26 protein-coding genes are annotated in these 23,908 nt (G+C 68.7%); 11 read left to right on the forward strand and 15 right to left on the reverse strand.

Annotation, left to right across the window (positions count from 1 at the left end):
- Positions 1-13 precede the first annotated feature (13 nt).
- Positions 14-271 (forward strand): CopD family protein, encoded by a 258-nt coding sequence (locus RS883_RS12150; RefSeq protein ID WP_315760457.1) that lies wholly within the window; start codon positions 14-16, stop codon positions 269-271.
- Positions 272-309: 38 nt separating this feature from the next.
- On the opposite strand, the gene RS883_RS12155 is transcribed toward RS883_RS12150, so the two are convergent.
- Positions 310-1,098 carry a MauE/DoxX family redox-associated membrane protein gene (locus tag RS883_RS12155; protein WP_409977346.1) on the reverse strand — a complete coding sequence of 263 codons (789 nt, stop codon included), beginning with the start codon at positions 1,096-1,098 and terminating at the stop codon, positions 310-312.
- A gap of 35 nt (positions 1,099-1,133) precedes the next feature.
- On the opposite strand from RS883_RS12155, the gene RS883_RS12160 reads away from it, so the two are divergent.
- Positions 1,134-1,526, forward strand: coding sequence for a MerR family transcriptional regulator (locus RS883_RS12160; protein WP_066686826.1), 393 nt, complete (start codon positions 1,134-1,136; stop codon positions 1,524-1,526).
- 217 nt (positions 1,527-1,743) lie between these two features.
- Here the strand turns inward: RS883_RS12160 and RS883_RS12165 are convergent, their stop codons facing one another.
- From RS883_RS12165 to RS883_RS12195, 7 genes are read right to left on the reverse strand one after another with little or no spacing between them, the layout of a single operon-like run.
- Positions 1,744-2,661 carry a cation diffusion facilitator family transporter gene (locus RS883_RS12165; protein WP_315760458.1) on the reverse strand — a complete coding sequence of 306 codons (918 nt, stop codon included), beginning with the start codon at positions 2,659-2,661 and terminating at the stop codon, positions 1,744-1,746.
- Positions 2,651-5,881: a CusA/CzcA family heavy metal efflux RND transporter gene (locus RS883_RS12170; protein WP_315760459.1), complete on the reverse strand. Its 3,231-nt coding sequence runs from the start codon at positions 5,879-5,881 to the stop codon at positions 2,651-2,653. The genes RS883_RS12165 and RS883_RS12170 overlap by 11 nt, the downstream gene beginning before the upstream one ends.
- 3 nt (positions 5,882-5,884) lie before the next feature.
- A complete protein-coding gene (locus RS883_RS12175) occupies positions 5,885-7,036 on the reverse strand; it encodes an efflux RND transporter periplasmic adaptor subunit (RefSeq protein WP_066686818.1) in 1,152 nt (383 codons plus the stop codon).
- Positions 7,033-8,298 carry a TolC family protein gene (locus RS883_RS12180; RefSeq protein ID WP_315760460.1) on the reverse strand — a complete coding sequence of 422 codons (1,266 nt, stop codon included), beginning with the start codon at positions 8,296-8,298 and terminating at the stop codon, positions 7,033-7,035. Before RS883_RS12180 ends, RS883_RS12175 begins: the two co-directional genes overlap by 4 nt.
- Before the next feature lie 54 nt (positions 8,299-8,352).
- Entirely contained in the window at positions 8,353-8,679 is a 327-nt protein-coding gene (locus RS883_RS12185) for a hypothetical protein (RefSeq protein WP_126012581.1), read from the reverse strand.
- Between the two features lie 56 nt (positions 8,680-8,735).
- A complete protein-coding gene (locus RS883_RS12190) occupies positions 8,736-9,101 on the reverse strand; it encodes a DUF3703 domain-containing protein (RefSeq protein WP_315760461.1) in 366 nt (121 codons plus the stop codon).
- Positions 9,101-9,748 carry a cation transporter gene (locus RS883_RS12195; RefSeq protein ID WP_066686809.1) on the reverse strand — a complete coding sequence of 216 codons (648 nt, stop codon included), beginning with the start codon at positions 9,746-9,748 and terminating at the stop codon, positions 9,101-9,103. Before RS883_RS12195 ends, RS883_RS12190 begins: the two co-directional genes overlap by 1 nt.
- Before the next feature lie 69 nt (positions 9,749-9,817).
- On the opposite strand from RS883_RS12195, the gene RS883_RS12200 reads away from it, so the two are divergent.
- The 4 genes from RS883_RS12200 to RS883_RS12215 all read left to right on the forward strand — a co-directional run bounded on the left by RS883_RS12200 (position 9,818) and on the right by RS883_RS12215 (position 13,637).
- The gene (locus RS883_RS12200; protein WP_425475056.1) at positions 9,818-10,237 is read left to right on the forward strand and encodes a MerR family transcriptional regulator; all 420 of its coding nucleotides are present in this window, start codon (positions 9,818-9,820) and stop codon (positions 10,235-10,237) included.
- Between the two features lie 69 nt (positions 10,238-10,306).
- A complete protein-coding gene (locus RS883_RS12205; protein ID WP_164523809.1) occupies positions 10,307-11,308 on the forward strand; it encodes an ABC-three component system protein in 1,002 nt (333 codons plus the stop codon).
- Positions 11,296-11,802, forward strand: a complete 507-nt coding sequence (locus RS883_RS12210) for an ABC-three component system middle component 2 (protein ID WP_206432935.1) — start codon at positions 11,296-11,298, stop codon at positions 11,800-11,802. The genes RS883_RS12205 and RS883_RS12210 overlap by 13 nt, the downstream gene beginning before the upstream one ends.
- A complete protein-coding gene (locus RS883_RS12215; RefSeq protein ID WP_315760462.1) occupies positions 11,802-13,637 on the forward strand; it encodes a hypothetical protein in 1,836 nt (611 codons plus the stop codon). The genes RS883_RS12210 and RS883_RS12215 overlap by 1 nt, the downstream gene beginning before the upstream one ends.
- A 9-nt stretch (positions 13,638-13,646) precedes the next feature.
- Here RS883_RS12215 and arsH read toward each other — a convergent pair whose 3' ends face one another.
- From arsH to RS883_RS12245, 6 genes are all read right to left on the reverse strand, one after another.
- Positions 13,647-14,405, reverse strand: a complete 759-nt coding sequence (gene arsH / locus RS883_RS12220; RefSeq protein ID WP_315760463.1) for an arsenical resistance protein ArsH — start codon at positions 14,403-14,405, stop codon at positions 13,647-13,649.
- Positions 14,402-14,839, reverse strand: a complete 438-nt coding sequence (arsN2, locus tag RS883_RS12225) for an arsenic resistance N-acetyltransferase ArsN2 (RefSeq protein WP_315760464.1) — start codon at positions 14,837-14,839, stop codon at positions 14,402-14,404. The genes arsH and arsN2 overlap by 4 nt, the downstream gene beginning before the upstream one ends.
- The gene (gene arsB / locus RS883_RS12230) at positions 14,836-15,903 is read right to left on the reverse strand and encodes an ACR3 family arsenite efflux transporter (RefSeq protein WP_315760465.1); all 1,068 of its coding nucleotides are present in this window, start codon (positions 15,901-15,903) and stop codon (positions 14,836-14,838) included. The genes arsN2 and arsB overlap by 4 nt, the downstream gene beginning before the upstream one ends.
- Entirely contained in the window at positions 15,903-16,268 is a 366-nt protein-coding gene (locus RS883_RS12235; RefSeq protein WP_315765111.1) for an ArsC/Spx/MgsR family protein, read from the reverse strand. Before RS883_RS12235 ends, arsB begins: the two co-directional genes overlap by 1 nt.
- Positions 16,269-16,341: 73 nt before the next feature.
- The gene (locus RS883_RS12240; protein WP_315760466.1) at positions 16,342-16,671 is read right to left on the reverse strand and encodes a metalloregulator ArsR/SmtB family transcription factor; all 330 of its coding nucleotides are present in this window, start codon (positions 16,669-16,671) and stop codon (positions 16,342-16,344) included.
- Positions 16,672-17,016: 345 nt separating this feature from the next.
- Complete coding sequence (locus tag RS883_RS12245) at positions 17,017-17,379, reverse strand: metalloregulator ArsR/SmtB family transcription factor (RefSeq protein WP_315760467.1); 363 nt, start codon at positions 17,377-17,379, stop codon at positions 17,017-17,019.
- Positions 17,380-17,594: 215 nt separating this feature from the next.
- On the opposite strand from RS883_RS12245, the gene RS883_RS12250 reads away from it, so the two are divergent.
- From RS883_RS12250 to RS883_RS12270, 5 genes are read left to right on the forward strand one after another with little or no spacing between them, the layout of a single operon-like run.
- A complete protein-coding gene (locus RS883_RS12250; RefSeq protein WP_315760468.1) occupies positions 17,595-18,320 on the forward strand; it encodes a hypothetical protein in 726 nt (241 codons plus the stop codon).
- Positions 18,321-18,361: 41 nt separating this feature from the next.
- Complete coding sequence (locus tag RS883_RS12255; protein ID WP_315760469.1) at positions 18,362-19,267, forward strand: 3'-5' exonuclease; 906 nt, start codon at positions 18,362-18,364, stop codon at positions 19,265-19,267.
- 42 nt (positions 19,268-19,309) lie between these two features.
- Positions 19,310-20,155 (forward strand): hypothetical protein, encoded by an 846-nt coding sequence (locus tag RS883_RS12260; RefSeq protein ID WP_315760470.1) that lies wholly within the window; start codon positions 19,310-19,312, stop codon positions 20,153-20,155.
- A 2-nt stretch (positions 20,156-20,157) separates the two neighbouring features.
- A complete protein-coding gene (locus RS883_RS12265; RefSeq protein WP_315760471.1) occupies positions 20,158-20,826 on the forward strand; it encodes a hypothetical protein in 669 nt (222 codons plus the stop codon).
- Positions 20,801-21,937, forward strand: coding sequence for a TnsD family Tn7-like transposition protein (locus RS883_RS12270; protein ID WP_315760472.1), 1,137 nt, complete (start codon positions 20,801-20,803; stop codon positions 21,935-21,937). The genes RS883_RS12265 and RS883_RS12270 overlap by 26 nt, the downstream gene beginning before the upstream one ends.
- A 146-nt stretch (positions 21,938-22,083) precedes the next feature.
- Here RS883_RS12270 and glmS read toward each other — a convergent pair whose 3' ends face one another.
- Complete coding sequence (gene glmS / locus RS883_RS12275) at positions 22,084-23,907, reverse strand: glutamine--fructose-6-phosphate transaminase (isomerizing) (RefSeq protein WP_315760473.1); 1,824 nt, start codon at positions 23,905-23,907, stop codon at positions 22,084-22,086.
- Between the last annotated feature and the right edge of the window lies 1 nt (position 23,908).

Raw genomic sequence — 23,908 nt, forward strand, 5'->3', positions numbered from 1 at the left:
CCTTGAGCCGGTTATGCCCAGCCTGCCCTTCACGCTTTACGGCCAGCTGCTGCTTGCCAAGCTGGGCGCGTTCGCCGCGATGGTGGGGCTGGCATCCTTGAACAGGTTTCGGCTGACCCCGGCCCTTGGCTCGGTCGCGTCATCGGGGGCGGCGCGACGTGAGATCGGCGCGTTGCGGCTGAGCTTGGCGTTCGAGGCCGCGCTGGGGATCGCGGTGCTGGCGCTCGTCGCGTGGCTTGGCACGCTGGAACCGGTCGCGGCGGCTGGATGACGGTGCGGGCAGCTGCGCGTCGGCTGCCCGCACGGTCCTCACATTCCGCTCATGCCGGTCAGCATCCAGACCGCCATCGCGATCATGCCGAGGTTCTCGGTCAGGCTGACGAAGCCGAGCGGCACGTTCGAGCTGCCACCGACGCACGCGCACTTGAGCTCGCGCTTGTCGATGTAGACCGCCTTGAAGACGGAGACGGCGCCGACCGTGCCGATGAACAGCGCGATCGGGATCGAAAGCCAGTTCAGTGCGCCGGCCACCATGAGGACGCCGGCCAAGCCCTCGGCGAAGGGGTAGACGTAGCCGTAGCGGACCCAGCGCTTGGCGAGCAGGTCGTAGTTGAGGAACATGGTCGAGAACTTCTCGACGTCCTGCAGCTTGAGCAGCGCCAGGACGGCCATGCTGAACCCGCCGAACCATTGCAGCGCGTGGAGCGTGAACGGAGTGCCGAACGCCGCATGGCTGGCCGCCAGAGCGAGCAGTGCGGTCATGGCGAAGAGCGCGATCACCGGGCGGTAGCTGGTGGCACCGGGCTCGGCGACGTGCAGGCCGAAATGCCGTCGCAGGTCGTCGTATCCGCCGACGCGCTCGCCGCCGATGAACACCTGCGGCGTCGTCTTCACGTCGTGCGCGGTCTTGAAGGCGTCGGTCTCGGCGCGGGTGGTGAGATGATGGTCCTCGACCTCGAAGCCCTTGCGCCGGAGCAGGTCCAGCGCCTTGAGGCCATAGGGGCAGGTATGGGTGGGCATCACCATGCGGTGAAGGACGGCGGTGGGACGTTGGGACACGGGGTGCTCCTGTTTGCGGTTCAACTGCACCCGGCCCATATAGGGTCCGTAGTATGGTCCGGAGTCAATAGCCCATGTCGAGGATGACGATCGCACGATTGGCGGAGGCTGGCGGGGTGGGCGTCGAGACGGTGCGTTACTATCAGCGCCGGGGTTTGCTCAGCGAACCCAAGCGGCCGGGCGGCAGCGGGTTCCGCAGCTACGGCGAGCCCGACGTCCGTCGTCTGCGCTTCATCCGGTCGGCGCAGGGTGCTGGGTTCACGCTGGACGAGATCGGCGAACTGCTCGAGCTGGACGCCGTCGATGACCGCGTGCGGGCGCGCGAGCTGGCGAGGTCGCGCGTGGCGGCGCTGGATGCGAGGATCGCAGAGCTGCAGGACGCGCGGTCGGCGCTCGTTCGGCTGGCCGACGCGTGTGGCAGCGGGTCGGCAGGGGCCTGCCCCATCATCACCGCCTTCGAGCCCTGATCACCCGCGCCGCGGAAACGACCGCCACGGCCGCTGCGACGGCGTGAGGGTCAGTCCCAGCACCTGCGCCCGGCCTCGCAGGCCGTCGATCGTCCTTCCCATCTCCCGGGCGATCTGCGCCGTCTGCTGGCGCGCCTCGAGGCGGACGCGGAGTTCGGCGTCGTCCTCGTCCGTCCACCGGCGTGGCCCCCGCGGCGCCGCCGGCGGCTTCCCGTCGTCAGCTATGGAGATGCCCGCTCTCCTCGCACGCCTCGCCCGGTCCCTCGGTCTGGATCGTCGCGTGCTCGATCCCGAACCGCTCGTGAATCAGGTCCGCCACGGCCTTGCGGACGGTGTCGGCATCCGCGCCCGGTGCCAGCGTGACGTGCATCGTGCAGCTGACGTCCTCGTTCGACATCGACCAGACGTGCAGGTCGTGGAGCCCCGCGACGCCGGGGACGGCCGAGACCGCCGCCCGCACCTCGACGAGCCGCAGGCTCGACGGCACGCCCTCGAGCAGCACGTTCGTCGTGTCGCGCAGCAGGACCCACGTCCGCGGCAGCACCCACAGGCCGATCGCCACGGCGACGATCGGATCGATCCAAGTCCAGCCGGTGAAGCGGATCGCCAGCGCGCCGACGATGACGCCGACCGACCCGATCATGTCCGCCCACACCTCGAGATAGGCGCCCTTCACGTTGAAGCTGCCGTCCTTGCCGGCGGTCAGCAGCCGCATCGAGATCAGGTTCACGACGAGGCCGACCGCCGCGACGATCAGCATGCCCCACGATTGCACCGGCTCGGGATCGGTGAAGCGCTGGACCGCCTCGACGAACACGTAGATCGCGATGCCGAACAGCAGGATCGCGTTGAACGCGGCGGCCAGGATCTCGAACCGGCGGTAGCCGAACGTGCGGCGATCGTCGGGCGCACGCTGCCCGATCCGGATGGCCATGAGCGCGATCACCAGCGCGGCGACGTCGGTGAGCATGTGGGCTGCGTCGGACAGCAGCGCGAGGCTGTTGAACACGAAGCCGCCGATGACCTCCGCCACCAGATAGGTGGACGTGAGCGCGAGCGCCCAGCCGAGCATCTTCGCGTTCGCGCCGGCGGTGTGGTCGTGGGAATGGCCCCCGGGGCCGTGGTCATGCGCCATGCGTCTGCACTCCTTCGATGTCGGTGGTTGCGTCCGTCGCGCTCGCCTCGATCCTTCGCTGGCCGAAGCGGGCGTAGAGCGTCGGCAGCACGAACAGCGTCAGCAGCGTGGCCGAGATCAGCCCGCCGATGACGACCGTCGCCAGCGGCTTCTGCACCTCGGCCCCCGCGCCATGGCCCAGCGCCATCGGCACGAAGCCGAGCGAGGCGACGAGCGCCGTCATCGCGACGGGCCGCAGGCGCGCCAGCGCGCCCTCGCGGGCGGCCGCGGCCCGGTCGAGGCCTCGCGCCAGCAGGTCCTGGATCGCGGACAGCATCACCAGTCCGTTGAGCACCGCGACGCCCGACAGCGCGATGAAGCCGACGGCGGCCGAGATCGAGAACGGCATGCCCCTTAGCAGCAGCGCGAGGATGCCCCCGACCAGGGCCAGCGGCACGCCGGTGAAGACGATCAGCGCGTCGCGGACCGAGCCGAGCGCCCCGTAGAGCAGCAGCATGATGACCGCGAAGCAGATCGGCACCACGACCATCAGCCGGTCACGCGCCGACGCCAGGTTCTCGAACTGGCCGCCCCATTCGAGGTAGGTGCCTGGCGGCATCTTCACCCGGGCGCCGATCGCCGCCTGCGCGTCCGCCACGACGCCTGCGACGTCCCGGCCGCGCACGTTCGCCTGCACGACGACGCGGCGCTTGCCGTTCTCGCGGCTGATCTGGTTCGGGCCGTCGACGATCTCGATGTTGGCCACGGTGGAGAGCGGCACGAACCCGCCCTCGGCCGTGGGCACGGGCACCTGCGCGATGGCGGTGAGGTCGGAGCGTGCCGCCTCAGGCAGGCGGATCACGACCGGGAACCGCCGGTCGCCCTCGAAGATCATGCCGGCCTCGCGCCCGCCGATCGCGGCGGCGACCGTGTCCTGCACGTCGCCGGCAGTCACCCCGACCCGCGACATCGCGGTGCGGTTCGGCCGGATGTCGAGCATCGGCAGCCCCTCCGTCTGCTCGACCCGCACGTCCGTCGCGCCCTGCGTCCGGCGCAGCACGCCGGCGATCGCCTCGGCGGTCGCGTTCATCTGCGCGAAGTCGTCGCCGAACACCTTGACCGCGACGTCGCCGCGCACGCCCGCGATGAGCTCGTTGAAGCGCATCTGGATGGGCTGGGTGATCTCGTAGTTGTTGCCCGGCAGGGTCGAGAGGCGCTTCTCGAGCCGCTCGACGAACTCGGCCTTGCCGAGGTTCGGGTCGGGCCACTGCTCCCTCGGCTTCAGGATCACGAAGGTGTCGGTGATGTTCGCAGGCATCGGGTCCGATGCGATCTCGGACGTGCCGGTCCGGGAGAACGCGAACTGGACCTCCGGCTCCTTGGCGATCGCCTTCTCGACCTGCGCCTGCATCGCCTGGCTCTGGTCGACCGACGTGCCGGGGATGCGGATCGCCTGGACCAGCACGTTGCCCTCGTCGAGCTGCGGCAGGAACTCCTGTCCGAGCGTCGTGAAGGCGACGGCCGACAGCGCGAGTGCGCCCACCGCGATGCCGAGCGTGGCGTTGGGGCGGCGCAGGGCGGTGTCGAGTCCCGGCTCGTACCGCCGGCGGAGCGCGGATATGATCCGCCCCTCCCTTTCCTCCACCCGCTTGCTCAGCCAGATCGCGATCGCGGCGGGCACGAAGGTCAGCGACAGGACGAACGCGAAGACCAGCGCGATGATCACCGTTAGCGCCATGGGTTCGAACATCTTGCCCTCGACGCCCGTGAAGGTGAGCAGCGGCGCGTAGACGAGGATGATGATCGCCTGCCCGTAGACGGACGGGCGGATCATCTCGCGGGCGGACGCCGCGACGATGGCGAGCCGTTCCTTCAGCGGCAGCGCGTCGTCGCGTCCGTGCTGCGCCTCGGCCAGCCGCCGCAGCGAGTTCTCGACGATGATCACGGCGCCGTCGACGATCAGCCCGAAGTCGAGCGCCCCCAGGCTCATCAGGTTGGCGGACACGCCGGCCTGCAGCATGCCGATGCTGGTCAGCAGCATGGTGATGGGGATCACCATCGCGGCGATCAGCGCCGCGCGGAAATTGCCCAGCAGAGCGAACAGCACGACGATCACAAGCAGCGCGCCCTCGGCGAGGTTGCGCGCCACGGTGGCGATGGTCGAGTTGACCAGGTCGGTGCGGTTCAGCACCGGCTTGACCACCACGTCGACCGGCAGCGACGGTCCGATCTCCTCCAGGCGCTTCGAAACGCCGGTGGAGACCGTGCGGCTGTTCTCGCCGATCCGCATGACGGCGGTGCCGACGACCACCTCGCGCCCGTTCTCGGACGCCGAGCCCATCCGCAGGCCCTGTCCCGTCCTGACCTCCGCCACCTGGCTCAGCACGATCGCCACGCCCTCGCGGGTGGCGATCACCGTCCGGGCGAGCTCGTCCGCGGTGCGGACGCGGCCATCGGCGCGCACCGACAGTCCCTCGCCGTTGCGATTGACCACGCCAGCACCGGCGCTGGTGTTGTTGCGCTCGAGCGCGGTGGCGAGGTCCTGCAGCGTGATCTTCATCGCGGCCATGCGCTGCACGTCGGGGACGACCAGATATTCCTTGGTGTAGCCGCCCAGCGAGTCGATGCCGGCGAGGCCGGCGGTGCCCTTCAGCTGCGGCGCGACGATCCAGTCCTGCACGGTGCGCAGGTAGGTCGCCTTGTCAGCCTCGCTGACGAGGTGGTCGCCTTCCGGGCTGATGTAGCTGCCGTCGGGCTGCAGCCCGGGCTCGCCGCTCTTGTGGTTGACCTTGTCGAGCTCGCGGTATTCGACGGTCCACATGAAGATGTCGCCGAGGCCGGTGGCGATCGGGCCCATCTCGGGGTTCACGCCCTCTGGCAGGTCCTCCTCGGCCGTGCGCAGGCGCTCGGACACCTGCTGGCGCGCGAAGTAGATGTCGGTGCCCTCGTCGAACACCGCCGTGATCTGGGCGAACCCGTTGCGGCTGAGCGAGCGGGTGTATTCGAGGCCGGGGATGCCGGCGAGCGCGGTCTCTACCGTGAAGGCGACCTGCTTCTCGACCTGGTCGGGTGAGAGCGCTGGTGCGACGACGTTGATCTGGACCTGGTTGTTGGTGATGTCGGGGACGGCATCGATCGGCAGCCGCTGGAGCGCGAGCATGCCGGCGATGGCGGCGACGGCGGTGAGCAGCAGGACGAACCAGCGCCGCTCCACCGAGAAGGTGACGATGCGGGCGATCATGGCTCAGTCCTCATGGCTCGCCTCGCCCTTTCCGAGCTCGGCCTTGAGGGTGAAGGAGTTGGTGGACGCGATGCGTTCGTCACCGTTGAGACCGGCCGTGACTATGACCTGGCCGCCGTTGCGACGGCCGAGCGTCACCGGCACCGCCTTGAAGCCGGTCGCGGTGCGCACGAAGACGTGCGGCTTGTCCTCGATCATCTGGACGGCGGCCGACGGCACGGCGACGGTCCGGTCGCCGCCTGCCGGCACGATGACGGACGCGTTGACGGTCTCGCCCACGCGCCAGGTGTTGCCGCCGTTGTCGAGCGTGGCGATGACCGGCACCAGCCGGGTGGTCTCGTCGAGGACCGGCGACACGAACGTGACCCGTGCGGCCTGCCGACGCCCGGGACCTGTGACCTCGACCTGCGCGCCGGGCTGCACGCGCCCGGCATCCGCCGGCAGCAGCGACATCGCGACCGATACCTTCGACAGGTTGGCGATGCGGAACAGCTCCGCGTCCGCCGCCACGGTCTGGCCGAGGGTGGCCGACCGGGCGATGACCTGCCCGGAGATGGGCGAGCGCACGGTGACGCGGTTGAGCGCCCCTCCGCCGCCGCCGGTTGCGGCGAGCTGCTGCTGCGCGAGGCGGAGCGCGATGTTGGCCTCGGTCGCCGCCGTGCGGGCGGCAATCAGGTCCTGCTCGGGCGAGACGCGCTCGGCGAACAGACGCTGCTCGCGCCGGAGGTTGGACTGTGCCAGTGCCGCCCGGGCGCGCGCCGCCTCGATCTCGCCCTTCAGCGATGCCGCCTCGCGGCTCTCGATCACGGCGAGCACGTCGCCGCGTCCGACGGATTGCCCAAGGTTCCTGGTCAGCGATACGAGCCGCCCGCCGATCGCGGCGGACGCGACCTGCACGCCCTGCGGATCGCCCTCGATCGTGGCGCTCACCTCGATGGCGCCGGCGACGCCGCCGACCGTCGGCCGGACGACCTCGATGCCCGCGTCGGTGATCTGCTGCTGGGTGAGCGTGACCACGCCCTCCTCGGCGTGGCCTTCCTCGGCCGCGTGCTCGCCGGCGGCGTTCTCCGCCGGCGCTTCGGTGCCGCCGCCGCAGCCGGCGAGCGTCAGTGCTAGGGTCGCGGGGACGAGCGCCCGCAGGATGGTCTTCTTCATGGCTGGACTTCCGTGTTGGCTGGCGCGCGGGCGGTGAGCCGCTCCAGGCGCGCCTCGGCGTCGTGATAGGCGGCGAGCGCGTCGATGGCGGCCGAGCGGGTCTGGGCGAGCGTGCGCTCCGCCTCGAGCAGGTCGAGCTGGCCGAACTTGCCCTCGCGGTAACCGATGCGGGCGATGCGGGCGGCCTCCTGAGCCGCCGCGAGCGCCGGGCCGTTTGCCGCTCGCGCGTTCGCCTCCGCGTTGGCGAGGTCGGTCTCCGCCGTGGCGATCGCCCGCTGCGCGTCGAACAGCGCGACCCGCCGCAGCGCCTCGGCCTGGTCCCGTTCTGCGCGGGCGGCGTCGACGCCGGCGCGGCCGTTGTTGAACAACGGGATCGGCACGCTGACGCCGAATACCGCCGCCACGTCGTTGGTGGCCTCCAGCCGGCGGGCACCTGCGCTCAGCGTGAGGTCCGGGACCCGCTGGCTGCGCGCCAACCGCACCTGCGCATTGGCGGTCGCGACCTCCGCCTCCGCCGCGGCCAGGGCAAGCGTCCCTTCCGGACTGATGGGAAGCCGCGGGCCGAGGCCGGCGGCGACCCTGTCGAACCAGCCGAGATCGAGGGCGCCGGGGTCGCGCCCGATCAGCCGTGCCAGGTTGGCGCGCGCGAGTGTCACCGCCCGCTCGGCCTGGGCGAGCGCGGTGTCCGCGTTGATGCGAGCGACGTCGGCGCGCTGCTCCTCCAGTGGGGAGGCCCGGCCGGCGCGGACGCGCACGTTCGCCGCCCTCAGTCCCTCGGTGGCGATGCGCCGCTGGTCGCGCGCGATCAGCAGCCGGCGTTCGGACGCCACCGCCTCGTTGTAGGCCTGGGTGACGCGGAGCCTGAGATCGACACGGGCCGTCACCACCGCCAGTCGGGCACGGGCGGTCTGCGTGTCCGCCACTGCGATCCGCGCGGAGCGCTTGCCGCCGAGCTCCAGCGGCAGCGACATGCCGACGGTCGTCTCGGCGCCGCGGATGCCGCTGTATGCGCCCGTGCCGACGACGTTCTCGACCTCCACGTTGACCGAGGGGTTGGGCCGCTGCCCGGCGACGCGGCGCTGGGCCTCGGCGGCCCTGACCCCGGCGTCCGCTGCCCCGATCCCCGGCGCATTGGCGCCTGCGAGGTCGAGCGCCTGTTCAAGCGTGAGCCCATCCTGCGCGGCTGCCGGTGGACTGGTCTGCGCCTGCGCGGACGATGCGCAGACGGATGCGGCCAGCGCGGCCGCGATGATGCGATGCATGTGTTGCTCCTGACGTGGGATGACGGCCGCCGGGTTCCGGCGGCGCGGCGCACGTCAGGCGATCGGCGGTCTCAGCGTGGAGTCGGCCTGGACCATCGCGAGTTCGGCGCTGTCGCCGGCCATGTGCTCGCCCGCGCTCGCTCGCGGGGCGGCGTGCGCCACCCGGTCGAGCGGGGCGGCGACGTGGTGGCCGTGGCAGCCACCGTGGTGATGCGGGTAGCCCTTCTCGGAATCGGCGGGCACCTGGTCGGCATCGCCATCGACGTGACCGGCGACCGCGGCCGCTTCGACACCCGGGATGCACATCTGCTCGTTCGCGTGCGCGGCCACGCCCAGCCCCATGGAGGCTAGGAGCGCGAGGCCGATCAGGAAGCGCAGCATGCGTGACACGAGGGACCGCATAGCATCGTCTGACCGGCGTGTCAGCGACGGAGCGGTCACGGTTTCGGCTCCGCTTCGATCGTGGCACGCAGGTCTGCGGGGATCGGCATGGGCTGGAACGCGCTGACGTTGGAGCGGCCCGTGTTGCCGACCGGTATCCGACCCGTCAGCGAGCCGATCGGCGCCAGGGCCAGCCGCAGCGTCTGGCCCGCGACTTCGCGCAGGTCGCGCTGGCGAACGGCATAGCCGAGCATGGTCCAGTGCACCCGCAGGTGCAGCGGAAGATCGGGTTGCGAAAGGATGTGGGCACGTTCCAGCGCCCACCAGGCGGCGCCGATGTCGCCGATGGCGGCCGAGGCGTCGTGTCGCTCGAGTTCAAGCCCGACGAGTTCGCGCAGTCTCGACTTGACGAGGTCCGTCATCATGCTGCTCCCCTCTGTAGGATCTGGGCGCGACGCTCGCGGCTCAGCTCGGCGCGCGCCTGCCGGATGATCTGGACGCCGCCCGAGATGCCGAGCGTGGCCATGGTCCCGGCGACGAGCAGGTCCGGCCAGGCAGTGCCGGTGCCGAACACGCCGGCGGCGGCGAGGACGACGGCGACGTTGCCGATGGCGTCGTTGCGCGAGCAGATCCAGACGGAGCGCATGTTCGCGTCGCCCGTCCGGTAGCGGTAGAGCATCATCGCGACGGCGGCGTTGGCGACTAGGGCGGCCACGCCGACCACGCCCATCACCTCGGCCTCGGGCGTGCCGCCGTGCCCGACCGCCCAGGCCGTCGTGGCGAACACGTACATGCCGAGCAGCGCCAGTGTGCCGCCCTTCAGCAGGGCCGCGCGGGCTCGCCAGGCGAGCGCCATGCCCGCGACCCCGAGGCTGATCGCATAGTTCGCGGCGTCGCCCAGGAAGTCGAGCGCGTCCGCCTGCAGCGCCTTCGAGCCGCCCGCGACGCCCGCCGCCATCTCGGCGACGAACATGGTCGCGTTCACGGCGAGCGCGATCCAGAGCGCGCGGCGCCACGACGGGCTGTTGTTGGGGTCGGGCTTCCCCGACGCGCAGCTGCTGCAGGCCATTTCCACCTCGTGCGACTCGACGTGGATGGGTATATGGACCCTGTAGCAACTATAGACTCAAGGGGTTTCGTGGCCGACCTGACGATCGGACGACTGGCCGCCGCGACCGGCGTGAAGGTGGAGACGATTCGCTACTACGAGCGGGCGGGCCTGATCGCACCGCCGGCCAGGACGGGCGGCAACTACCGCTCGTACTCAACGGGCGATCTCGACAGGCTGCGCTTCATCCGGAAGACGCGGGACCTAGGCTTCACGCTCGAGGAGATCAGGGCGATGCTGGACCTGGCGCGCCAACGGGACCGTTCGTGCGACACAATCGATGCCATCGCGTCGAAGCACCTGGCCGACGTGGATCGCAAGATCGCCGACCTGCGCGGCCTGCGACGCGAGCTCTCCGCCATCATCTCGAACTGCGCGGGTGGCACGGTGGGCGACTGCCGCATCCTGGAGGCGTTCGGCGACGAGAGACTTCGCGACAACGCAAGCTAGCTCATCGTTCGTCGGATCAGATGCACCGGCACGACATCCTTGCCGGGTGCGCGACGCCGCCGCTATGCCATGTCGATGGGATTCCACCGCGAGATTCTGGCGCTCGAAGACGAGGACTTGGAACGGTTCGTCCGCGACTGGATCGCGCGGAAGACGTCGGACTATGTCGAGGTCCAACGGTTCTCCGGCGCGGGCGATCTGGGTCGCGACATCGTGGGCTTCCTGACCGATCGACGTCACGAGGGGCCATGGCACAACTATCAGTGCAAGCAGTATGGGCGGACCTTGGCGACGTCGTCAGCGCTGCTCGAGCTGGGCAAGATCCTGTATCATAGCGATAGCGGCGAATTCACGCCGCCGACCGCCTACTTCTTCGTCGCCCCACGCGGGATGGGCCGGGATCTGGAGAAACTGGTCTTCAATCCATCCGAGTTGCGCACGGCGCTGATCGACCGCTGGAACGCGGTTTGCGCCAAGAAGATCGTGACCGGGCAGACCATCGCGCTGGAGGGGTCGCTGCTGGCGCTCGTCAACGCGTTCGACTTCGGCCAGGTCAAGCGGCTGACGGTCGACGACATCCTGGGCGACGAGACTGCGGCGCCCGTGCTGGCGAAGTGGTTCGGCGCAGACCCCGGCCCCGCGCCCCGCGGTATCGTGCCGTTGGACGTGGACGTCCGCGAACAGCTGTATCTCGGCCAGCTCATCGACGCGTATGGCGAGCGCGCCGGATCGCCGTTCGACGATCACGTCGCCGTGGGGGATCATCCCGAATTCGGCGAGCACCTGCAGGATCAGCGCAAGCGGTTCTTCGAAGCCGACGCCTTCAACCGGTTCTACAGGGACAACACGCTGGAGGAGGATCTCGAGGCCCTTCACGACGATGTCTATCACGGCGTCAGCGGCCATTATCGCGGCAATCATGGCGACACGCTCGGGCGGATCGACGCCGTGATGTCGCAGGCGGCCGCCGTGACGCCCGGCGGACTGCTCGCGCGGCACGCGCGGGTCCCGGTGAAGCAGGGCTTCTGCCATCACTTCGCCAACGACGGGAAGTTCGTGTGGAAGAGGTGATCGACCGGTCCGAGGTGATCGGGCTTTTCAACAGCAAGCTCGAGACGGGCACCCGTGCGGTCATCGTGCTGGATGCGGCCTATCCACGGACGCTCGACCTCGCCCGGCTGACCTGGTTCGACCACCTGGTCGTTCACACGGGAGACGCGGGCGGGCCGCCGAGCCTGCACCCTCCGTTGCCTGAGCGGACCGGGGAGCTGCTCGTCCGCCGAAGGCTTGTCGAGGACAGTCTCACGCTCATGCGGCGCGTCCACCTCGTCGACGCTGTCGCAGACGAACATGGCGTCTCGTTCCGCGCGAGCGACGAGGCGGCGCCGTTCGTCAGCCTGATGCGCACCGAATACGCCCAAGCCTTGAAGACTTGCGCGAAGTGGCTCGTCGACCACTTCGCCGATCTGTCCGCCGAGGAATTGGCGCGGCAGGTGGAGCATCGGCTGGACAGGTGGTCGGTCGAGTTCAGCTCGGACGGCGCCCAACCTGGCGGTGGATCCTGATGACGATCGTGATCCGCAAGATCGCCTTCTCGGGTCCGGGCATCGTCTCCGAACTCGACTTCGCCGATGGGCTCAACCTCGTCTACGGCGCTTCGAACACGGGCAAGTCCTTCGCCACCAAGGCGATTGACTACATGCTGGGCGGCTCGCGGCTGCTGCCGGACATCAGCGAGCGACGCCCGTATGAGCGAGTCTGGCTAGGCCTGTCGACACCAGACGGCGACGAGATGCTGTCGCGCGCACTGGCTGGCGGGAACTTCGCCGTCCGCCCAGGCCTGGTCGTTCCGCAGGATGGTGCGGACGATGTCCGCGTCCTCGGCGCCAAGCACGATCACACTGACGACGCGAACCTATCGCAGTTCCTGTTGGGTCAGGTCGGTCTGCGCGGGAAGCGGATCGCGGTCGACGCGAACGGGAAGAAGCGGTCGCTCAGCTTCCGCGACATATCGCGCTTCTGCATCGTCGACGAGACGACAATCCAGAGCGAGGGTTCGCCCATACAGACCGGAAGCCCCGTGACCCAGACGGCGGAGCGCAGTGCCTACAAGCTGCTGCTGACTGGGATCGACGACAGCGCGATCGTCGAGGTGGTGGACAGCCGCACTTTCAAGTCATCCACCTCGGCACAGATCGAGATGCTGGACGACATGCTCGCGGCCGTCGACTCGGAGATCGAGAACGGGTTCGCCGACGCTGGCGAACTGAAGGACCAGAACGACCGTCTTGAGGCGTCCTTTGCCGCTGCCCAGGCCGATCTCGACGCGGCGCAGGGCTCGATCCGGGAATTGCTCGAACGCAAGCGGCGTCTGGGGTTGGAGGTCTCTATGGCCACGGCCCGCCTCGACGACATCGACCTGAGCCTTGAGCGGTTCGCGCAGCTCGATTCGGTCTATGTGTCCGACATCCAGCGCCTTGAGGCGCTGGACGAGGCGGGATTCCTGCTGACGCTTGGCGGCGGGCGGGACTGCCCCCTGTGCGGGGCTGCGCCCGACAGCCAGCATCATCATGAGGAGGTCGGCGACGTCGAGCGAGTGCGCGCCGCGGCAGCCGCCGAAGCCGCGAAGATCGTCAGGCAGCGCGCCGATCTGGCAAGCACCATGGCTCAACTGATCTCGGATCGACGAAGGCTTGTTGACCATCTGCCTACCGTTCAGGGAAGCCTCCAGGAAACTGAGGCGCAGCTGGAGCGTCTGACGCCGGGCGCCACCGAGGCGCGGCGCGCCATCTCCGAGATCATGGAGGTCCGGGATCAAGTCAGGCGCGGCCTAGCGCTGATCGATCAGCGGACGTCGCTTCTGGAACGTCGCGCCGAGATCGCGGCACGCAGGCCCGCTGCTAAGGCGGATCGTCCGCGGATCGGCGTCGATGGTCCCACGGCGCACGAGTTCGCCCAGGTAGTGAGCCAGGTCCTCACCGCGTGGAACTTCCCAGGCGAGCGCCATGTGTCGTTCGATGAGCCCAGCTACGATCTGCGTATCGACGGGAAGCTGCGCGGTCATAACGGCAAGGGCGTCCGTGCCATCACGCACGCCGCGTTCAAGGTCGCGTTGCTGATATTCTGCAAGGACCGCGGACTGCCGCATCCCGGCTTCCTGGTGCTCGATACGCCGCTGCTCACCTACCGCGATCCGATCGGCGACGACGCGTTGACGGAGGACGAGCGTGCGCTGGTCGCCTCGTCGCTGAAGCAGCACTTCTTCAGCCATCTCGCGTCGTTGAAGGACGTGGGTCAGTTCATCGTCGTCGAGAACGTGGATCCGCCGGCTGGCCTTGAAGCGGACGCTAACGTCATCGTGTTCCGAGGTGGGTCGAGCGGACGCGCGGGCCTGCTCTAGCAGTGCTTGCTACAAGACCGCCCGGGGTTCGGCGGCGATCGCCACCGCCGAGTGATCCTCGGCCTCGACGCGCCGGCCCGCCGACTTCCGCTCCGAATATCGGTCGACGAGCTGGGCCGAATGGGGCCGCATGAGGACGGTGAACCGCACCAGCTCCTCCATCACGTCGACGATGCGGTCGTAGTAGCTGGATGGCCGCATGCGCCCGGCCTCGTCGAACTCCTTGTAGGCCATGGCGACCGACGACTGGTTGGGGATCGTGAACATCCGCATCCACCGCCCGAGCAGGCGGAGCGTGTTGACGGCGTTGAACGACTGCGAGCCGCCTGAGACCTGCATGACCGCGAGCGTGCGGCCCTGCGTCGGGCGCATGCCCTTCATCTCCAGCGGCAGGTGGTCGATCTGCGCCTTCATGATCCCGGTGATCTGGCCGTGGCGCTCGGGGCTGCACCACACCATGCCCTCGGACCAGAACGCATGCTCGCGCAGCTCGTGCACGGCTGGGTGATCGTCGCCCTCCGCCTGATCGGGCAGAGGAAGGTCGAACGGGTCGAAGATGCGGGTCTCCGCGCCGAACAGTTGCAGAAGGCGGGCGGCTTCCTCGACTGCGAGCCGTGAGAAGGACCGCTCGCGCAGCGAGCCGTAGAGCAGCAGGATGCGGGGCGGCGGCATGTCGTCGCCAAGGCCTTGCGCCGGGTGGCGGAGGACATACTCCTGATCGAGGGCAGGCAGCAGGTCCGCGTCTGACAGTCGGCGCAGCCGGTTCATGCGAGATCCTTGACGAGATACGTGGCACTTGCCGGGCAGAGCGACGCGAACTGGGCGCTTGACGCGATCGCCGGCGGTGCCTGGCCGCGATCCGCATCGATGTAGCCGAGGCTGCGGAAGAACGGTGCGGCGCCCGTTGTCAGCAGGTGGAGGCGCTCGACCGCGTCTTCGCAGACCTGCTCCAGGCGCCGAACGAGTTCGCGCCCATGACCCTGGCCTCTGCGGCTCCGCATCACCACCAGCGACCTGAGCAGCCGGTCGGGACCTTCTCCCTCCAACCCCACGTAGCCGATGGGACCATCATCGTCGGAAAGACGGAAGAACAGTCTGCCGGCCTGGTCGAGGTCATCGACGGGAAGGCCGGCAACCTCCAACTGGAGGCGCAGGACGTCGCGGCCGCCGGGCGGAACGTCGGTGAACACCATGCCTGTCATGCGTGCGCACCGGACTCGTACCATCCGCGTGTCCGCTTCACGATCGACACCACCGAGAGCATCACGGGCACCTCCACCAGCACGCCCACGACTGTGGCCAGCGCGGCGCCGCTGTTCAGGCCGAAGAGGCTGATCGCCGCCGCAACCGCGAGCTCGAAGAAGTTGGACGCGCCGATCAACGCGGCGGGTGCGGCAACGCACCAGGCGACCCCGAACCGGCGGGACAGCCAATAGGCGAGGCCGGCGTTGAGGTAGACTTGGATCAGGATGGGCACGGCGAGCAGCGCGATCACGGCGGGTTGCGCCAGGATCTGCTCGCCCTGGAAGCCGAACAGCAGCACCAGGGTTGTGAGCAGGGCGAGAAGCGAAACCGGACCAAGCCGCGCGAGCGCTCGATCCAGGGATTCCTGGCCACCGCTGGTCAGCACGGCGCGTCGGACGATCTGCGCCACGACCACCGGCACGACGATGTAGAGCGCGACGGAGATGAGCAGCGTGTCCCAAGGGACGGTGATCGCGGCGACGCCGAGCAGCAGCGACACCAGCGGCGCGAACAGGAACACCATCAGGATGTCGTTCAGCGCGACCTGGCTAAGCGTGTAGGTGGGCTCACCGTCGCACAGGTTCGACCAGACGAAGACCATCGCCGTGCACGGCGCGGCGGCGAGCAGTATAAGGCCGGCGATGTAGGATGGACCTTGCCCCGCCGGCAGCAGGTCGGCGAACAGCCATCCGATGAAGAAGGCGCCCAGCGCCGCCATGCTGAACGGCTTGACGGCCCAATTGATGAAAAGGGTGACGCCGACGCCGCGCCAGTGCTGGCGCACCGACCCGAGCGAGCCGAAGTCGATCTTGAGCAGCATGGGAATGATCATCAGCCAGATGAGCACGGCGACGACGAGGTTCACCCGCGCGACTTCGGCAGCGGCGATCGCCGCGAAGGCGCCGGGCAGCAGATGCCCGAGGCCGATGCCGGCCACGATGCAGAGCGCCACCCAGAGCGTCAGGTATCGCTCGAATGTGCTCATGCCGGGCTGTTGAACCTCTGAAGCCAGCGACGTCATCAGGCGACGCGCTGGCCGGCGGAGTCGACGACCTGCTCGCCGTCCTCCTTCGCGAAGGCGCCCCGCTGCGGCTCGGGCAGAAGGTCTAGCACGGCTTCGGACGGCCGACAGAGACGAACGCCGAGCGGCGTGACGACGAGCGGCCGGTTGATCAGCACGGGGTGCTCCATCATGGCGTCGATCAGCTCCTCGTCGCTGATGCTCTCATCGCCCAGGCCGAGTTCGGCATAGGGGGTGCCCTTCTCGCGCAGCAGCTGACGCGGCGTCAGGCCGGCGCGGCCGATCAGGTCAACGAGCAGCGCGCGGGCAGGCGGTGTCTTCAGATACTCGACGACATGCGGCTCGATGCCGGCGTTTCGGATCATGGCGAGCGTGTTGCGGGACGTGCCGCAGTCGGGGTTGTGGTAGATGACGACGTCGGTCACGCGGATCTCCAGGTCAGCAGCAGGCGAGTTCGGTAAGGAGCGGCTCGCACAGTTCGGCTCGCCCCTGGCAGCAGTCCTTGGCGAGAAAGAGCATCAGCGCGCGCAGCGCGGCGATGTCGGCGCGCTGGACGAAGTTGCGCCCGCGCTTCTCGGATGTGACGAGGCCTGCCTTGGCGAGAACCGCGAGGTGGGTCGAAAAGGTGCTTTGCGTCAGTCCGGTGCGTGTCACCAGCTGGCCGGTCGTCAGGCCATCCGGCTCATGCGCGACGAGAATCCTGAATGCCTCAAGCCGTGTCGGGTGGGCCAGCGCGGCTAAAGCAGCGAGGGCTTCATGATTGGTCATTCATCGGGATTACCCGATGATACTGCTCTGATCAAGAAGGATCGGTTTTCACCGATTGATCACTGCGCCTGCTCCTCTACACGCCGCGCGAACGAGCGGCCGTGAGCCGACCGTCAGCCTTATCGCGCCCGCAGTCCTTCTTGCGGCGCAATACTGGAAGCTGCTCGATGACCAGCATCGGGGAGGCGCTGGAACGGGTGGCGAAGGTGCTGGAGGGTAGCGGGGCGAGCCAGACCAACGCATGGCCGAACACCCGGTGATGGAACCTGTCGCGAACGCCTGCGAGCAGCCGGCCCTTCCTCCCACCTAGATGCGGCGGTGCGTCGCCGCCGTGAGCGGCTAGGTTCACGCCGAGGCGGATGGTCGAGACTTCGCCAGCTTCGGTTTTCGGCAGGCGTTGAGGTCTCCTTCGAGATCGTCGCAGATGGCCGCGCAGCCATCGCAGCAGTCCTTGATGAGGAAGACGGTGAGCTGCCTGATCGCGTCAGGCAGCGCCCGGTAGAAGATGTTGCGTCCGGCTCGCCGGGACGTCGCCAGCCCGGCGTGCGACAGGATCGTCAGGTGGCTGCTCATCGTGTTTGACGGGGTGCCGGTCCGCTCGGCGAGGTCGCCGGCGGTCATCCCTTCCTCCCCTGCCCGCGCCAGCAGCGAGAACACGGCTAGCCGGGTCGGTTGGGCCAGCGCGCTCATTACGGTGATCGCCTTCATCTTTTCCATTCCTCCAGACTAGACGAACCATCGTCAGCCGCAACGCCCGATGCTTGGCCGCCTCGAGGTGTGATTCAGATCGGGACAGCACAGCCGCATATTTCGATATATCTCGAAAGGTTGAACTGTTATGACCCTGTAGTTACTTCAGGGTTGCGCAGGTCCCGCCGCCGGGCCGCGTCCCGGTGCAGCAGCTGGCGGCATGGAGATGACGAATGGAAGCGACATTCACGGGCCGTGGTTACCGCGCCGCCGTCCCCGCCGCGCCCTTCTCCTATGAGGACCCGCTCGACCCCGACTCCCCCGCAGACATCGCAACCCGCACGACGCGGCGCGCGCTAATCCGGCTGGCGCTCGTGGCGGCCGAGACCGGGGCACGGTTCCAGCGTGATGGCGTCGCCCACGACCCGATGAGCTGGCTCCTGGCACCTCGTGCCCTGTTCCACGGGGCAAGCGCGATCGATGCGTGCCTGCACCGGGAGGGCTGTCTGCGCGGCCTGCTCGTGCACGCACTGTCGCTCGGGCTCGACGCCGACCCACACGCGGTGGATGCCCTCGCTCCCGCCGATGATTGCGGCGCGAGGCGCCCGCAAATGCCGGACGACGACGATGCCGGCGATAGCGGCGAGGATGGGGACAAGGCCAGTGTGGCGCGGCTGTTCACCGCCACGGTGGTGGCGAACCGCGGTGCGGAGACGGTGCAGGCGTTCCACGCGTCGATCGCCACCGGCGAGGCCGAGGTGGCTGAGCGCCTGCACCAGCGCCTGGGCCCTGACGCCATCGAAGCGCGCATCGCCGCAGGCTTCGACGCCACCGATCCGCTCGTCGAGGCGCTGCTGTCGCCGGCGATCAGCGACACGCTGACGCTGATCGCCGCCGATCCGATCTCGCCGCTCGCCGCCGGCCTCGACCTCAACGTCGAGCAGCGGTTCGTCGGCTGATGCTCCCGGGCACCGCAAAGACCAGCGAAGGGGAGCTCCGCATGCTGAAGCAGCATTCAGACGCCGAACTTGATGTGGCCGGCGAGTTTCGCCTGCTTCGCCGTCTCGATGTGCGTGAGGGCGAGACTGGCGTCGGCGGTCGCGTCAACACCACGATCGGCGTGGTCGTCGACGTCGAGACCAGCGGCCTCGGCGCTGACGACGTCATTGTCGAGCTCGCGCTGCGCCGGTTTCGGTGCGACCCCGATGGGCTGATCGTGAAGATCGATCGCAGCTACTCGTGGCTCGAGGATCCCGGTCGCGAGCTGCCCGCGGACATCGTCAGGCTGACCGGCATCACCGACGCCGATCTCGCCGGCCAGGCGATCGACGACGACGCGGTGGTGCGCCTGCTCTCTTCGGCCGACTTCGTCTGCGCGCATAATGCCGCCTTCGATCGCGGTCACATCGAGCGCCGCCTGCCCGCGGCCGCCGGCCTGAACTGGGCGTGCTCATGCGCGGACATCGATTGGCGAGCGAGCGGATTCGATGGTCGCTCGCTTGGCTGGCTGCTCGCGCAGGCCGGGTTCTTCCACGGAGCGCACCGCGCCCGCGACGACGTCGACGCGGTCATTGCCCTGCTGGCGCACCAGCTGCCAAGCGGGGGGACAGCGCTGTCTGAGATGCTGGCCACCGCCCGTTCGCCCAGCTGGCGCTTCCGGGCCATCGGCGCCGCCTTCGAGCTGAAGGACGTGCTGCGGGGGCGTGGTTACCGCTGGGACGGCGAGCGAGAGCCGAAGTGCTGGTGGCGCGACGTGCCGGACGCGCGCCGCACCGAAGAGGAGTGGTGGCTGGCGGGCCACATCTACTCGGTTGACGCGAGGCCGAAGGCGCTCGGCCCGATGATCGAGAAGGTGACGTGGCGCGAGCGGTATGCGCCCGCCCCCCGCCCCGCCGGACGGCCCTGACATCACGCACAACCCCGAGACCCAACTTCGAAGGAGAAGACGATGGCAAGGAAGCCGAGCAAGTCGAAGTCGATCGTGCCCAGCCGCGGGCGGAAGGCGACGGCAGCGAAACCCGAGAGCATCGGCACGGGCACGGCGCTCGCGCCGATCCTCGGTTCTGAGCGGGCGGTCACGAAGCTGCCGGGGACCGGCGGCTCCATCGCCCGCGAAGAGGGAACCGTGCTCGTCACGGGCCGCGCCTATGCCACTCGCGACCGGACGGTTCTCGCGGACGAGATCTTCTACGTGCACGGCGCGAAGCCCAGCGGCGATGGCCCGTGGCTCGGCGAGGCCGACAAGGTGGCATGGCGGGACGAGGCAAGCGGCTACGACTGCATCATGCTGCGCGACACCGATGGCGCCTTCCTGTCGGGCTTTGTGGGCGTCCCGGGCGATCACCCGCTTTGGGGTTGGGACCATGAGGCCATCTCGCCCGAACTCGGCATCGAGGTGCATGGCGGCCTGACCTATTCGGAGATCTGCCAGGATGGCCCGAGTCCCCAGCGGCGTATCGTGGCGGAGGCGCGGCGGATCTGCCACGTGTCGCTGGAGCCTCTGCGGTATGAGCCGCTGAAGCACGCGACCGACTACCGGGCGGCCGATGCGCATGCGTGGTGGTTCGGTTTCAGCTGCAACCACCTCTACGATGTCGTTCCAGGCAGCCGCACTCACGGCAATCGCTTCATGGCGGCCGAGACCAGCGCCGAGTACCGCGACGACGCCTACGTCGTCCGCGAGGTAGTCAACCTCGCCGCCCAGCTGCGCGCGATTGCCGATGGCGAGCCGGTGCCCCCGCGCGAGGGGCCCCCGCTTCCCGCGATCGGCCTTGATCCCCAGAGGGGCGGCTGAGCATGGCGGGATCGGCTCGCCATGTTGGCGATCTGCCTTGGGGCTGGTGGCTGCGCGCCGGCGAGAGCGCGCTGGAGGATGAGGACGGCCGCACGTGGCGCACCGTGCGCGACGCGTTCTGGCAGGGCCGCCTCGGCTTCCCCGACATCCATTTCGCGGAAGAGCAGCACGAGCTGCTCCTCCGCGTCCTCACCGGGATCGACGCCCGGTGGCTCGCGGGCGACGAACGGAAGCACGACCTGTTCGCCGGCGACATGATGACCTGGCGCTTTTACCAGTGCTGGCTTTCGTCAATCGGAATGCTGGAGACCGGTGGTCGTGTGAGCGCGCTGGAGGCGCCGCTCAGCGCCGAGGGCCGCTCGGTGATGCTCATGCTGCAGGCGACCCGCCAGCCGGAATGGGAGGACGTCCCACTGGCCGATGTCGTCGATGCAATCGCGTCCGCGGGGGCCGATGCCGCTAGCGAGGCGCGTGAGCGCGCGTTGCGCGCATTCGAGCGGAAAATCGGGCTGCGGCGGCACGTCTTCGCGCGCGAGCGCGTCGGGCGCCAACATCTGATCACGCTGACGGGGATCAGCACCTCGGCGCGCATGCCCGCCAGATGCGCCGCCGGTCACGCACGCGCCGTCCGACGCCGAGGGGGAGGTGCTTCTCCGCCTTGCGCGCGCTAGCGCCGCGCTTCTCGACCGCGGCGACGTCGGACCCGTCGATTTTGATGAGGTGACCGCCTTCTATCGCGGCGAGCTTCGACTTCGGGGTCTGATGCGGTCGCGTCTGAAGGTAGACCAAGTCGCTCTTGGGGAAGCGTTCGCTGCCCGGTTCGGCACGATTCTCGGCCGCTTCCCCGGGCTCGCGAAGGCTGGCCGGGGACAGGGAGAATGGCTCGCCACGCTGGCCCGGCGTCAGCGCAAGGCGGCACATCCGCTGGAGCATCTGCTGATGCGGGATCTGCTCGGCTCCCGGGAGAGGCAGGCCGATCCATGCGGACCAGGGCCCTGGCTGTGCCGCAACCCGCTTGCGGATCATCATGGTCAGCTGGTGGTCAACGATCTCAGGATCTATCGCAACAGGCAGGCGTCGGTCGCTGTCTTTTCGTGTGGCTGCGGCTATCGCTACACCCGATCGATCAGCGCCGCCGGCGAACTCGGCCGATGCCGCTTCAAGGAGTTCGGGCCGCTGCTGCGCCCGGCACTCGCCGATCTCGTGGCGGCAGGGGCGACGTTAAGGAGCGTGGCGAACCGACTCGGTGTTGATCCGAAGACTGTGGCCTCGCTCGCCGCAGAGTTGTCGATCGACACTACGTGGAGCATCCGGCCGTCGACGCGGGCGAACCGACCGCTTGCCGCTGCGGCGTCGCCTCCCGCCAAGTCACGCTCCACGCGGCGAACGAAGCCCGGTCCTCGCCGCGACTGGCGACGGCTCGACGATGACCTTGCTGAACGCGTCGGACGCGCTGCGGCCAGGGTCCGTTCGTTCGCGCCGCCCGCGCAGGTAACGGCAGCGTCGCTCGAGCGTGAGCTGCTCGGCCGCCGCGGCTGGATCGGCAAGCGGCGTGACAAGCTGCCGCGCACCATTGCCGCGATCGATGGGCATGCCGAGGCGCTCGGCGCTTTCCAGCTCCGCCGCGTCGACTACTCAATTGCGCGGATGGTCGCCGACCGTCAGCCATTGAAGCCTTGGGCGGTGATGCGAAGCGCGGGTGTCAGATCTGACATGCTCGTTATGATCCAACAGCGCATCGCCGCATACGATCAGTTGGATGCCGCTCGACAGTCAGCCTAGGCACCGACTCCGCACTGGCGACTTCATCAAAGCCAGCCTCTGCCAATGCCGTTCAGGTGTCACACAATAATTAGCTTTGTCAGCTAATGATTATACTGTCAGGCAATCATTAACCCTCGACAGGCCGATCGAAGTGAGAAGCGCCGCTACTCGACGGTGACGCTCTTCGCCAGGTTGCGCGGCTGATCGACGTCGGTGCCCTTCGCCACCGCCACGTGATAGGCGAGGAGTTGGACCGGCACCGCATAGACGATCGGCGCGATCAGCGGGTGGACCTTGGGCATGGTGATCGTCGCGATACAGCCCTCGCTCGCCGCCTCGATCCCGTCATAGTCGGAGATCAGCACGACCTTGCCGCCGCGCGCCTGAACCTCCTGCATGTTCGAGACGGTCTTCTCGAACAGCGGCCCCGACGGCGCGATGACGATGACGGGCACGGCGTCGTCGATCAGCGCGATCGGCCCATGCTTCATCTCGCCCGCCGCGTAACCTTCGGCGTGGATGTAGCTGATTTCCTTGAGCTTCAGCGCGCCTTCCAGTGCCAGCGGATAGTCGGTACCGCGGCCGAGATACAGCACGTCGCGCGCGCCCGCGATCAGCGGCGCCATCGCCTCGATCGCCTCGTCATAGGCGAGCGCGCCGTTGATCGACGCCGGCGCCTCGGCCAGGTGGCGCACCAGCGCGCGCTCGTCCTCGGTCGACAGGCGGCCCTTGGCCTTGGCAAGGTTGGCGGCGAGCGCCGACAGCACCGCCAGCTGACAGGTGAACGCCTTGGTCGAGGCGACGCCGATCTCGGGCCCGGCATGGGTGGGGAGCAGCAGGTCCGCCTCGCGCGCCATCGTGCTGGTGGGCACGTTGACCACCGCGGCGATCGTCTGCCCCTCCTGTTTGGCATGGCGCAGCGCCGCCAGCGTGTCGGCGGTCTCGCCCGACTGGCTGATGACGATCATCAGCCCGCCCGGCTCCATCACCGGCGCGCGATAGCGGAACTCGGACGCGACATCGATGTCGACGGGCACGCGCGCGAACTGCTCGAACCAGTATTTGGCGACCATGCCGGCATAGAAGCTCGTGCCGCACGCGACGATCGTCACGCGCTTGATCCCCGACAGGTCGAATTCGGGGATCGGAAGGACGATCTGCCCCTCCAGCCGCTGAAGGTACGAGCGCAGCGTCTGGGCGACGACGATCGGCTGCTCGAAGATCTCCTTCTGCATGAAGTGGCGGTGATTGCCCTTGTCGATCAGCGCGCCGGTGACGCCGCTGATCGTGACCGGCCGTTCGACGGGCGTGTTGTCGCTGTCATAGACCTGAGCGCCGTCGCGCCCGATCACCACCCAGTCGCCCTCGTCCAGGTAGGCGATCCGCTGCGTCAGCGGCGCCAGTGCCAGCGCGTCGGAGCCGAGGAACGTCTCGCCATCGCCATGCCCGACGACCAGCGGCGACCCGAGCCGCGCGCCGATCAGAAGTTCGGGATGATCGCGGAACAGGATCGCCAGCGCAAACGCCCCGTGCAACCGCGGGAGCACCTCGCGGACCGCTGCGACGGGGTCGCCGGTCCGCTCCAGCGCCTGGTCGATCAGGTGCGCGACGACTTCAGTGTCGGTCTGGCTGTTAAACGAGCGGCCAGCCGCGATCAGCTCGTCGCGCAGCGGCTTGAAGTTCTCGATGATGCCGTTGTGGACGACGCTGACCGCGCCCGCGACATGCGGGTGCGCATTGTCCTCGGTCGGCGCGCCATGCGTCGCCCAGCGGGTGTGAGCGATGCCGACATGACCGGGCAGCGGTTCCTCGGCCAGCCGCTTGCCGAGATTGGCAAGCTTGCCCTGCGCGCGCCGGCGCTCGATCACGCCATCGTGCAGCGTCGCGATGCCCGCCGAGTCATAGCCGCGATATTCGAGCCGCTTGAGCCCGTCGAACAACCGGTCGGCGACGTCCGTCGTGCCGAGAATCCCTACGATGCCGCACATG

This window comes from Sphingomonas sp. Y38-1Y (assembly GCF_032391395.1).
In the GTDB taxonomy this organism is placed as follows: Bacteria; Pseudomonadota; Alphaproteobacteria; order Sphingomonadales; family Sphingomonadaceae; genus Sphingomonas.